Origin of the sequence: Pseudomonas faucium, assembly GCF_021602585.1 — a bacterium.
GTDB classification, from domain to species: Bacteria; Pseudomonadota; Gammaproteobacteria; order Pseudomonadales; family Pseudomonadaceae; genus Aquipseudomonas; species Aquipseudomonas faucium.
The window spans coordinates 1-11,780 of the sequence record NZ_BQIP01000046.1; the positions used below are offsets into that span (position 1 = coordinate 1).

Genomic DNA, 11,780 nt, shown 5'->3' on the forward strand with positions numbered 1-11,780 from the left:
ACCCCACCCGGCTTCATCCGCGTCCGTGGCGCCCGCGAGCACAACCTCAAGAACATCGACGTCGACATCCCGCGCGATGCCCTGGTGGTGTTCACCGGCGTCTCCGGCTCGGGCAAATCCTCGCTGGCCTTCTCCACTCTCTATGCCGAAGCCCAGCGCCGCTATTTCGAGTCGGTCGCGCCCTATGCCCGGCGCCTGATCGACCAGGTCGGGGTGCCGGACGTGGACGCCATCGAAGGCCTGCCCCCGGCCGTGGCCCTGCAACAGCAGCGCGGCACACCCAGCGCGCGCTCTTCGGTGGGCAGCGTCACCACCCTGTCCAGCTCGATCCGCATGCTCTACTCGCGCGCCGGCAGCTATCCGCCCGGCCAGCCGATGCTGTATGCCGAGGACTTCTCGCCGAACACGCCGCAAGGCGCCTGCCCTGAGTGCCATGGCCTGGGCCGGGTCTACGAGGTGACCGAGGCGAGCATGGTCCCGGACCCGTCGCTGACCATCCGCGAGCGGGCCGTGGCGGCCTGGCCGATGGCCTGGCAGGGGCAGAACCTGCGCGACATCCTGGTGACCCTGGGCTATGACGTGGATGTCCCTTGGCGCGATTTGCCCCAGGCACAACGCGACTGGATCCTCTACACCGAAGAAACGCCGACCGTGCCGGTGTACGCCGGCCTCACCCCGGCGCAGACCCGCGCCGCGCTCAAGCGCAAGCTCGAACCCAGCTATCAGGGCACCTTCAGCGGTGCGCGGCGCTATGTGCTGCACACCTTCATGCATTCGCAGAGCGCGCAAATGCGCAAGCGCGTCGCCCAGTTCATGCGCCCCAGCCCCTGCCCGCTGTGCCAGGGCAAGCGGCTCAAGCGCGAGGCGCTGCAGGTGACGTTCGCCGGGCGTGACATCGGCGAACTCTCGCGCCTGCCGCTGCAGGCCTTGGCCGAGGTGTTTCGCAAGGTTTCGGCGCACGGCTACCTGGAGCAGCACGACGACAACCTGACCCTGGAAAAGCGCCTGGCCGCCCAGCGCATCAGTGTCGAGCTGCTCGAGCGCATCGACACCCTGATCGACCTTGGCCTGGGCTACCTGGCCCTGGAGCGCAGCACGCCGACCTTGTCGTCCGGCGAGCTGCAGCGCCTGCGCCTGGCCACCCAGCTCAACTCGCAGCTGTTCGGCGTGATCTATGTGCTGGACGAACCCTCGGCGGGGCTGCACCCCGCCGACAGCGAGGCGCTGTTCGAGGCCTTGCAGCGGCTCAAGCAGGCGGGCAACTCGGTGTATGTGGTGGAACACGACCTGGACACCATGCGCCGCGCCGATTGGCTGGTGGACGTCGGCCCGGCGGCCGGCGAGCACGGCGGCCAGGTGCTGTACAGCGGCCCCCCCGCGGGCCTTGCCCAGGTGGCGGCCTCGCGTACCGCCGCCTACCTGTTCGCCGAGGCCCGGCCCGCCCGTCGCACAGCGCGCCAGGCGCAAGCGTGGCTGCAGCTCGAGGGCATCAGCCGCAACAACCTGCGCGAGCTCAGCGCGCAGTTTCCACTGGGTTGCTTCACCGCGGTCACCGGGGTTTCCGGGTCGGGCAAGTCGAGCCTGGTCAGCCAGGCCTTGCTGGAGCTGGTCGGCGCCCACCTGGGCCACGCCGAACAACGCGCCGAGGCCGAAGAGCAGAGCCTGGAAGATGAACCCGAGCAGCTCGGCAGCGGCTACGTGAGCGCGGGCCTTGAGCACATCAAGCGCCTGGTGCAGGTCGACCAGAAGCCCATCGGCCGCACGCCACGCTCCAACCTGGCCACCTACACCGGCCTGTTCGACCACGTGCGCAAGCTGTTTGCCGCCACCGAGCAGGCCAAGGCAAAGGGCTTCGATGCCGGGCGCTTCTCGTTCAACGTTGCCAAGGGCCGCTGCGAAAACTGCGAGGGCGAAGGCTTCGTCAGCGTCGAGCTACTGTTCATGCCCAGCGTCTATGCACCCTGCCCGACGTGCCATGGCGCCCGCTACAACCCCCAGACCCTGGCCGTGACCTGGGCAGGCATGACCATCGCCCAGGTGCTGCAGCTGACCGTCGACCAGGCGCTGCAGGTGTTTGCCGAGCAGCCACCGGCGCGGCGTTGCCTGCAGGTGCTGCAGGACATCGGCCTGGGCTACCTACGCCTGGGCCAGCCGGCCACCGAGCTGTCCGGCGGCGAGGCGCAGCGCATCAAGCTGGCCACCGAGCTGCAGCGCATGGCCCGGGGCGCCACCCTGTACGTGCTGGACGAGCCCACCAACGGCCTGCACCCGCAGGACATCGACCGGCTGCTGGTGCAGCTCAACCGGCTGGTGGACAGCGGGCACAGTGTGGTGGTGGTCGAGCATGACATGCGCGTGGTGGCGCAGAGCGACTGGGTGATCGATATCGGGCCGGGGGCTGGGGATGCAGGGGGCAAAGTTGTTGTGAGCGGGCCTCCTGAGGAAGTTGCCCGATGGGGTGACAGCCGCACGGCCGCGTTTCTGGAGAGGGCCTTGTAGCGGCTGTAGCGGCCCTTTCGCGGGGCAAGCCCGCGAAAGGGCCGGTATTGCCGGAACATCAACCTCGGACAAAATCCTTCCTATACTTCCCCTGGCATCCCTGCATGCCAACCTGCCCAAAAACGCGAAACCTCACAAAACAACAATCGAGGTGGCAAATGGTCTGGCAGCAAATCTACGACCCGTTCGCAAGCCCCTGGCTCTCCACCCTCATGGCCGCCATCCCGGTGGTGGTGATGCTGGCCGCACTGGCCTTCTTTCATATCAAAGCCCACATCGCCGCCCTGCTCGCCCTGGGTTCGGCATTGCTGATCTCGATCTTCGCCTTCGGCATGCCGGCCAGCATGGCCGGCTCCGCCGCGCTGTACGGGGCGGCCAACGGCTTGCTGCCGATCGGCTGGATCGTGCTCAACATCATCTTCCTGCACCGGCTCACCACCGAGAACGGCTCGTTCAAGGTGCTGCAGGACTCACTGGCACGCATCACCGATGACCGCCGCCTGCAGCTGCTGCTGATCGCCTTCTGCTTCGGCGCCTTCTTCGAGGGCGCGGCGGGCTTCGGCACGCCAGTGGCGGTGACCGGGGCGATTCTCATCGGCCTGGGCTTCTCGCCGCTGGCAGCCTCGGGCCTGGCGCTGATCGCCAACACCGCGCCGGTGGCCTTCGGTGCCTTGGGCACGCCGATCATCACCTTGGCCAAGGTCACCGGGCTGGATGAAATGGAGCTGTCGGCCATGGTCGGCCGGCAATTGCCGTTCTTCTCGGTGATCGTGCCGTTCTGGCTGATCTGGGCCTTCGCCGGCTGGCGCAAGATGCTGGAGATCTGGCCGGCGATCCTGGTGGCCGGGGTGAGCTTCGCGATTCCACAGTTCCTGGTGTCGAACTTCCATGGGCCGATGCTGGTGGACGTGATCGCCGCGCTGATTTCCATGGCCTGCCTCACCGCCTTCCTGCGGGTGTGGAAGCCCGGCACGGTACACACCTCGGCGGCGCTGACCGGGCGCGTGGACAACTCCAAGGTCGAGGCCGACGACCGCCCCGGCAGCAACGCCGCCTTCGCCCAGCGTGACCAGCGCAGCGTGCTCAAGGCGTGGATGCCGTGGATCATCCTCACCGTGTTCGTGTTCGCCTGGGGCACGGCGAGCTTCAAGAACCTGTTCGACACCCGCGCAGCCATCGACCCGGCCAGCGGCGCGGCCATGCTCGACCCGCAGGGCAAGCCGCTGCGCGAGGCCAACCCGGTGTTCGCCCCGGTATTCACCTTCGACACCATCCACCAGCACATCGAGAAGGTGCCGCCAGTGGTACCGGCGCCGAAGAAAGAAGACGCCCAGTACAAGTTCACCTGGTTCACCGCCACCGGCAGCGGCATCCTGCTGGCGGCGATTCTCGGCGGGTTGCTGATGGGCTATTCGCCGCTGGAACTGGGGCGCCAGTACCTGCGCACGCTGTGGGTGGTGCGCTATTCGCTGATCACCATCGTCGCCATGCTGGCGCTGGGCTTTCTCACGCGCTACTCGGGGCTGGACGCGACCATGGGGCTGGCGTTCGCCGCCACCGGCATCTTCTACCCGATGTTCGGCACCCTGCTCGGCTGGCTGGGGGTGGCGCTGACGGGGTCGGACACGGCGTCCAACGTGCTGTTCGGCGGGCTGCAGCGGGTGACGGCAGAGCAGCTGGGGCTGAGCCCGGTGCTGATGGCGGCGGCCAACAGCTCCGGTGGCGTGATGGGCAAGATGGTCGATGCGCAGTCGATCGTGGTGGCGTCCACGGCTACCCGTTGGTATGGGCATGAGGGTGAAATCCTGCGCTACGTGTTCTTCCACTCGATCATCCTGGCGATTCTGGTGGGTTGCCTGGTGACCTTGCAGGCGTATGTGGCGCCGTTCACCTCGATGGTGGTGGGTGGTTGATGCGCTGACGGGTATTGGCCCCATCGCCGTCTTGCCGGCGATGGGGTCAGGTGATTAGAATGCGATCCATTCTTAATTACAACCTCATTCCCCATGCCGCCCGCCGACCCCACCCTGAACCTGCAGGTCAAGACGCTGTACACCGAGCACCACAGCTGGCTGCAGGGCTGGCTGGGGCGCAAGCTGGGCAATGCCTGCGATGCCGCGGACCTGGCCCACGACACCTTCGTGCGCCTGCTCGGCCGCCAGGCCACGGCGGGTTTTGGCAGCGAGCCGCGGGCCTTGCTCACCCACATCGCCAAGGGCCTGCTGGTCGACCGCTGGCGGCGCCAGGACGTCGAGCGCGCCTACCTTGAGACCATCGCCCACCTGCCCGAGCCTCAGGTGCCATCAGCGGAAACCCGCTGGCTGATCCTGGAAACCCTGTACCGCGTCGACGCCATGCTGCGGGAAATGCCCGCACGGGTGCGCCAGGTGTTCCTGCTGTCGCAGCTCGATGGCCTGACCTACGGCGAAATCGCCGAGCAGCTGAGCGTATCGCTGATTACCGTCAAACGTGACATGCGCACGGCCTTCCTGGCCTGCCTGAGCCTGGATGCATGAACCCGCGCATCGACCCGCACATCCTCGGCGAGGCCGCCGACTGGCTGGTGCAATTGCAGTCGGGCAGCGCCACCGAGGACGACCACCGCGCCGTCCAGGCCTGGTGCCAGCGCAGCGCCGAGCATGCCCAGGCCTGGCAGCGCGCCGAGGCGCTGCTCGGCGATTTCCGCCGCCTGCCCACGCCGGTTGCCGGGCAAACCCTGCGCCGCCTGAGCCAGCAAGGCAGCGTCAGCCGGCGCCAGGCCATGCAGCGCCTGGGCCTGTTGCTGCTGGGGGCGCCAGCGGCGTGGCTGGCCTGGCGCGAAACGCCCTGGCAGCAATGGCGCGCCGACGCCCGCACGGCGGTCGGCGAGCAACGCCCGCTGACCCTGGCCGATGGCAGCCAGGTGCTGCTGAACACCGACAGTGCCATCAATATCGACTTCAACGCCCAGGCGCGGCACATCGAGCTGCTGGCCGGCGAAATCCTCGTCACCACTGCCAAGGATGCCCGGCCACTGCGGGTGCGTACCCTGCACGGCCAGGCACAAGCCCTGGGCACGCGCTTCAGCGTGCGCCTGGACGGCCCGCTGACCCGCGTGGCCGTGCTCGAAGGCGCGGTGGATGCGCAGCCCCTGCACGGCAGCGGCCATCTTCTGCTGCAGGCCGGCCAGCGCAGCGCCTTCGATGCCACCCGGGTGCAGCCGGCCATGGCGCTGGACAGCGACGCCCTGGCCTGGCAGCACGGCATGCTGCTGGCCCGCGGCATGCGCCTGGCCGACCTGCTGCAGGAGCTTGGCCGCTATCGCCCTGGGCTGTTGCGCTGCCACCCGGCGGTGGCCGATTTGCGCGTCTCGGGCGCCTTCCCCGTGACCGACAGCGACGCCAGCCTGCGCTTGCTCGGCGAGACCCTGCCGGTGGCGATCCACGGCCTGACCCGCTATTGGGTGACGGTCGAGCCCAGGGTGTGAAAATTATTGCCGTTGCCTGATACCTTTTCCTGCGTCGTCCGGTGATGAGTGCAGAACCCACGTTTTCTGCTCCCACAGGACCCTCGCATGACGCCTCGCCCCCACTTGCGCCTCAAAGCCCTGAGCCTGGCCATGGCCCTCGGCACCCTCGCCCCGGCGCCCCTGCTGCTGGCCGCCGAACCTGCCGCCAGCGCGCGCAGCTACCACATCGCCGGCGGCCCGCTGGCCGATGTGCTGGCGCGCTTCGCCGCCAGCGCCGGGGTGCCGCTGTCGTTCGACCCGGCGCTGCTCAAGGGCGCGCAAAGCCAGGGCCTGGACGGCAGCTACAGCGTGGCGGACGGCTTCGCCCACCTGCTCGCCGGCAGCGGCTACAGCCTGATCGCCACCGACAGCGGCGGCTACACCCTGGCCCCGGCAGTGGAACTGGGCGATGCCCTGGAGCTGGGCGCCACCACCATCAACAGCGACCTGGCGGCCAGCAGCGACACCTGGCAAGGCGGCCAGGTCGCCCGCAGCGCCCGCCTGGGCGTGCTGGGTGACCAGCCGATCAGCGACGTACCGTTCAGCGTCACCAGCTACACCGCCAAGACCATCGCCGACCAGCAGGCGCGCACCCTCGGCGACGTGCTGCTGAACGATGCGGCCGTGCGCCAGTCGGCCGGCTTTGGCAACTTCTCCCAGGTGTTCACCATTCGCGGCTTGCCGCTGAACACCGACGACATCAGCTACAACGGCCTGTACGGCGTGCTGCCGCGGCAGATCGTCACCACCGAGGCGTTGGAGCGGGTCGAGGTGTTCAAGGGCCCGAATGCCTTCCTCAATGGCGTCGCGCCCCAGGGCAGTGGCATTGGCGGCGCGGTGAACCTGGTGCCCAAGCGCGCCGAGGACACCCCGACCCGCCACGTCACCTTCGACTACGCCACGGGCGCCAACATCGGCGGCCATCTCGACCTGGGCAAGCGCTTTGGCGAAGACAATCGCTTCGGCGCGCGCATCAACCTGGCCCAGCATGACGGCGGCACCGGCGTGCACGACGAAGCACAGCATTCCACCCTGGTTGCCGTGGCCCTGGACTACCGCGGCGAACGCCTGCGCCTGTCCACCGACCTTGGCTACCAGAAGGAGCGCATCAACCAGGGCCGCGCGGTGATCTACCCCACCGGCAGCAAGGTGCCCCATGCGCCCTCGGCACGCGACAACTATTCCCAGGACTGGACCTGGTCGCAGCTCGAAGACACCTATGGCATGCTCAACGCCGAGTACGACCTGGACGACAACTGGACGCTTTACGCCGGCGCCGGCGCCAAGCACACCCGCGAGAACGGCGAGTATTCCTCGCTGTACGTCAGCGACGAGAACGGCACGGCACGCGGCGGCTACCTCTATCCGCCCCACGACGAGGACAACAAGAGCGCCATGGCCGGCCTCAACGGCCGCTTCGCCACCGGGCCGGTCAGCCACCGGATCAACTTCGGCCTGTCGGGGATGTGGGGCGAACAGCGCTCGGCCTACCAGGCGATCACCGCGGCCAACCGTTTCGACTCCAACCTGTATCACCCGGTGAAGGTGCCGCGCCCGACCAACACCTACTCCGGCAGCGACCTGCACGACCCGCGCATCGTCGGCAAGAACCGCATCAAGAGCGCGGCGGTGTCCGACACCCTGGGCTTTCTCGACGACCGCGTCCTGCTGACCGTGGGCGTGCGCCGGCAGTCGATCGGCGTCGACGGCTGGGCCACTGCCACCGGCGTGCGCAATGCCAACTACGACGAATCTGTGACCACGCCGGTGTATGGCCTGGTGCTCAAGCCCTGGGAGCATGTGTCGTTCTACGCCAACCGCATCGAAGGCCTGGCCCAGGGCCCGACCGCGCCGTCCAGCGTGAGCAACGCCAACGAAGTGTTCCCGCCCAGGCGCAGCAAGCAGGTGGAGGCTGGGGTGAAGCTGGACTGGAACAGCTTTGGCGCGACCTTGGGCGTGTACCGCATCGAACAGCCCAACAGCACCACCTTCCGTGCGCCGGGCGAAACCAAGGACACCTTCAGCATGGATGGCGAGCAGGTGAACAAGGGCGTCGAGCTGAATGTGTTCGGCGAGCCGATCGATGGCCTGCGCCTGCTCACGGGCGCGGTGTTCATGCACATCGAGCTGGACAACACCGCCAATGGCCGCAACGACGGCAACCGCGCACCGGGCGTGCCGCGCTTCCAGTACAACCTCGGGGCGGACTGGGATGTGCCGGGTATCGCGGGGGCTGCGCTCAGTGCCCGGGTGCTGCGTACCGGTGGGCAGTACGTCAATACCGACAACAGCCTGAGCATCCCGGCCTGGACGCGGGTCGACCTGGGCGGGCGGTACAGCTTCAAGGTGGATGACAAGCAGGTGACCCTGCGCGCCAATGTCGAGAACGTGGCCAACAAGGCGTACTGGGCTTCGGCGTCGACCTCGAACAATTACCTGACCCAGGGCACTCCGCGGGTGTTGCGGGTGTCGGCCAGTGTAGATTTCTGATGGCCTGTTCCGGCCTCATCGCCGGCAAGCCGGCGACAAGGCCCGGGCAGATCTTTTGTGAACCCGGTCGAGATGCCGTCCTGCCACGATTGCGCCGCTCTAGCCCGTGGGTTCTAATGCCGCCCACCGCGCAATCCAAGGACGCTTGATCATGCACAGGAAGATCGTACCGCTGGCACTGCTGGCCACCCTGGCCGGCTGCTCGGACACCAAGGACGCCAGCGAGGCCAATTTCCACAAAGCCGCCCAGGCCTACCTCGATACCCAGTACCCCCACTGCTTCGTGGTCAGCAACTTCCCCACCAAGACCCAGGATTTCGATGTCACCGGCACCAACAAGGCCCTGCATGCCCTGGCCAAGGTCGGCATCGTCAGCGAACGGGAAATCTCCCGCGTGGAAATTCCCGAACGCCTGTGGCAACCGGCGCGCACCGACATCTACTACGCCTACGACCTCACCGACGAAGGCCGCAAGCTCTACAAGGCCGACGCGCAGAAGATGCTCAACGGCAGCACCCGCGGCGGGCTGTGCTTCGGCAAGGCCCAGGTGACGGCGATCGAGCAGTTCAGCGAGCCGGGCGAGATGATGGGCCGGACCATTTCCGACGTGACCTATGCCTACAAGATCACCGGGCTGCCGGACTGGGCGGGCAATGAAGAAGTGAAGGCCAATATTCGCGACCTGGGCAAGGCCGTTGCCACCCACGACACGCCGGCCAGGGAAAAGCGGGTGATGGTGCTGACCAACCAAGGGTGGGTGCACGAGCGCCTGTTCGCCAAATGAGCTAGGCCTTCACTGGCCCCATCGCCGGCAAGCCGGCTCCCACAGGCCTTGTGGGGGCCGGTACGGGGTCACATCCACCAGGCCAGCACCAGCGGCAACCAGGCAAACGACAGCAGCGTCGAACACATCACCAGGTTCGCCACCTGCTCCGGCGCACGGTTGGCCCTCACCGCCATCAGGTAGTTGAACACCGCCACCGGCATCGCCGACTGCACCATCAGCACCGCCCGCTGCAGCTGTTCCAGGTCCAGGGCCACGCCCACCGCCCAGCCCACCCCTGCCCCCAGCACGATCCGCACGCCGCCCAGCAACAGGCCGCTGGCGATGTGCTGCGGGCGAATGCTGGCCAGCGACACGCCCAGGGTCAGCAGCATCAAGGGGATGCACATGCCGCCGAGCAGGTCTGCCGTGTTGGCCAGCCAGCGGGGCAAGTGGATGTCGAAGAAAATCATCGGCAAGGCCAGGGCCAGGCTGATGACGATGGGATTGCGCAGCAGTGCCTTGAACGAGGACGCCGTGCCGGCAATGGCCATGCCGACGGTGAACTGCACGATCGACAGGCCGAGGAAAAACGCCATGGCCAGCGCCAGCCCGTGCTCGCCAAAGGCGTACAGGCTGATCGGCAGGCCCATGTTGCCGGTGTTGGGGAACATGAAGCCGGGCAGCAGCACCCGCCAGTCCTGGCGGCTGAGCCGGCAGACCAGCAACCCCGCCACGGCCATGCCCAAGGTACACAGCAGGCAGGCCAGGGCCATGCTGGTGAAGGCGGCGGGGTCGAGCTGGGTACGGTTCAGGGTCGCCAGCACCAGGGCCGGGGTGCCGACGGTCATGACCATGCGGGCAATGAACTGGGTGGGGTAATCCTGCGCCGTGCGGGCCCATCCATAGCCGATACCGGCGACGATGAACACCGGTGCCAGCACCGCGAACAGCGAAGCGAACATAAACCTTTGCCTTCCCTGGGTCAGTTGCGCAAAAGCGTCATTATGCCGCAGGGCCTTGCCCCTTGGGGAAAAGCTTGCCTGGCCTTAGAATCGCGCCTCCTTTTCCCCTGTGCCGCGCCGCCGGCCACTGCGCAACTCCCCTTTTTGAGGTTTTTATGTCTCCGCGTTTGCTGGCCATGGCGCTGGCACCCCTGCTCGGGCTGTTCATCATTGCCCTGGGCAACGGCTTCATGTCTTCGTTGACCACCCTGCGCCTGGGCGCTGCCGGCGAATCGGCGACCACCATCGGCATCGTGTCGTCGAGCTACTTCATCGGCCTGACCCTGGGCGCGGTGTTCAACGACCGGCTGATCCTGCGCATCGGCCATATCCGCGCCTACACCAGCTTCGCCGCGCTGATCGCCGCCACCATCCTGCTGCAGGGGCTGTTCTACGACACCACCTGGTGGTCGATCCTGCGCCTGATCAACGGCTGGGCGGCGGTGGGCGTGTTCCTGGTGATCGAGAGCTGGCTGCTGCTGGCGGGCGACGCGAAGATCCGCGGTCGCCTGCTGGCGCTGTACATGATCGCCTTCTACGGCGCCGGGGTGATCGCCCAGGCCGGCCTTGGCGTGATCGCCAACCTCAACGACAGCGCGCCGTTCATGCTGGCCGGCATGCTGGCCGCGTTGTCGGTGCTGCCGATCGTGATCTTGCCGCGGGTATCGCCGCTGCTGGAGCAGGTGGAGCCGCTCAAGCCGCGCCAACTGCTCGGCGTGGCGCCGTCGGGGCTGGTCGGCTGCTTCGGCTCGGGGGTGGCGATCGCCGGCATCTATGCCCTGCTGCCGCTGTACCTGCAGCGCATCGGCCTGGACGTGGGTGAAGTGGGCAGCATGATGGCCTGGGTGATCCTCGGCGCGATGCTGCTGCAGTACCCGGTGGGCCGCTGGTCCGACCGCAAGGACCGCCAGGATGTGCTGATCGCCCTGGCCGCGCTGTGCGTGGTGCTGTCGCTGGTCACGGTGTTCCTGCCTTCGCACTCGGCGTTGCTGCCGGCGATGCTGTTCTTGCTCGGCGGCGGGGTGTTCGCCCTGTACCCGGTGGCGGTCAGCCATGCGGCCGACCGGGCGCCGTCGGATGCGCTGGTGCCGATGATCCAGGGCCTGCTGTTGATCAACTCGCTGGGTTCGGCGATGGCGCCGCTGGCGATTTCGCCGGTGATGACCGAGTTTGGCGAGCCGGGGCTGTTCTGGGCCTTTGCAGTGGTCAACCTAGGCATGGTGTGCTTCTTCCTGTGGCGCCGCGGCAAGCGCCCGGCGGCCGAACACCCGGCGCCGTTCACCGCCTCGACCACCTTCTCGCCGACCGGGGCCGAGCTGCGGGTGACCGAGGACCTGATGCATGCGGCGCAGGAGCATCCGCCGCTGGAGCCGGTGGACACGCCCGCTCATTGAGTGGGGCTGTTGCACAGCCCTATCGCCGGCAAGCCGGCTTGTATGGTGATACTCGAAGGGGTGGTGGGACGACAAAGCCGATTCTGACTGTTAGCCGCAGTACAGACCGTGGGAGACCTCGCCCCACCCCTTCACCAAAGCGC

The 11,780-nt window shown here is 67.5% G+C and carries 8 protein-coding genes; 7 read left to right on the plus strand and 1 reads right to left on the minus strand.

The genetic code is table 11. The annotated features are described in order from the left end of the window. The 6 genes from uvrA to L6D75_RS26845 all read left to right on the plus strand — a co-directional run. A partial coding sequence (uvrA, locus tag L6D75_RS26820) for an excinuclease ABC subunit UvrA (protein ID WP_176514122.1) occupies positions 1–2,499 on the plus strand: 2,499 nt, incomplete at its 5' end. A 158-nt stretch (positions 2,500–2,657) separates the two neighbouring features. After that, a complete protein-coding gene (locus tag L6D75_RS26825) occupies positions 2,658–4,412 on the plus strand; it encodes an L-lactate permease (protein WP_176514124.1) in 1,755 nt (584 codons plus the stop codon). Positions 4,413–4,505: 93 nt separating this feature from the next. Further along, a complete protein-coding gene (locus L6D75_RS26830; RefSeq protein ID WP_176514126.1) occupies positions 4,506–5,015 on the plus strand; it encodes a sigma-70 family RNA polymerase sigma factor in 510 nt (169 codons plus the stop codon). Beyond that, positions 5,012–5,965: a FecR domain-containing protein gene (locus tag L6D75_RS26835; RefSeq protein WP_176514128.1), complete on the plus strand. Its 954-nt coding sequence runs from the start codon at positions 5,012–5,014 to the stop codon at positions 5,963–5,965. Before L6D75_RS26830 ends, L6D75_RS26835 begins: the two co-directional genes overlap by 4 nt. Before the next feature lie 87 nt (positions 5,966–6,052). Next, positions 6,053–8,476, plus strand: a complete 2,424-nt coding sequence (locus L6D75_RS26840; protein ID WP_176514130.1) for a TonB-dependent receptor — start codon at positions 6,053–6,055, stop codon at positions 8,474–8,476. A 151-nt stretch (positions 8,477–8,627) separates the two neighbouring features. Beyond that, positions 8,628–9,260, plus strand: a complete 633-nt coding sequence (locus tag L6D75_RS26845) for a hypothetical protein (RefSeq protein ID WP_176514131.1) — start codon at positions 8,628–8,630, stop codon at positions 9,258–9,260. A 68-nt stretch (positions 9,261–9,328) separates the two neighbouring features. Here L6D75_RS26845 and L6D75_RS26850 read toward each other — a convergent pair whose 3' ends face one another. Next, the gene (locus L6D75_RS26850; protein ID WP_176514133.1) at positions 9,329–10,204 is read right to left on the minus strand and encodes an AEC family transporter; all 876 of its coding nucleotides are present in this window, start codon (positions 10,202–10,204) and stop codon (positions 9,329–9,331) included. Positions 10,205–10,359: 155 nt separating this feature from the next. On the opposite strand from L6D75_RS26850, the gene L6D75_RS26855 reads away from it, so the two are divergent. Next, positions 10,360–11,637 carry an MFS transporter gene (locus L6D75_RS26855; RefSeq protein WP_176514135.1) on the plus strand — a complete coding sequence of 426 codons (1,278 nt, stop codon included), beginning with the start codon at positions 10,360–10,362 and terminating at the stop codon, positions 11,635–11,637. Positions 11,638–11,780 lie beyond the last annotated feature (143 nt).

Coding starts and splice junctions, on each gene's coding strand:
- L6D75_RS26825 (WP_176514124.1), top strand. CDS start 2,658: ATGGTCTGGCAGCAAATCTACGACCCGTTCGCAAGCCCCTGGCTCTCC.
- L6D75_RS26830 (WP_176514126.1), top strand. CDS start 4,506: ATGCCGCCCGCCGACCCCACCCTGAACCTGCAGGTCAAGACGCTGTAC.
- L6D75_RS26835 (WP_176514128.1), top strand. CDS start 5,012: ATGAACCCGCGCATCGACCCGCACATCCTCGGCGAGGCCGCCGACTGG.
- L6D75_RS26840 (WP_176514130.1), top strand. CDS start 6,053: ATGACGCCTCGCCCCCACTTGCGCCTCAAAGCCCTGAGCCTGGCCATG.
- L6D75_RS26845 (WP_176514131.1), top strand. CDS start 8,628: ATGCACAGGAAGATCGTACCGCTGGCACTGCTGGCCACCCTGGCCGGC.
- L6D75_RS26850 (WP_176514133.1), bottom strand. CDS start 10,204: ATGTTCGCTTCGCTGTTCGCGGTGCTGGCACCGGTGTTCATCGTCGCC.
- L6D75_RS26855 (WP_176514135.1), top strand. CDS start 10,360: ATGTCTCCGCGTTTGCTGGCCATGGCGCTGGCACCCCTGCTCGGGCTG.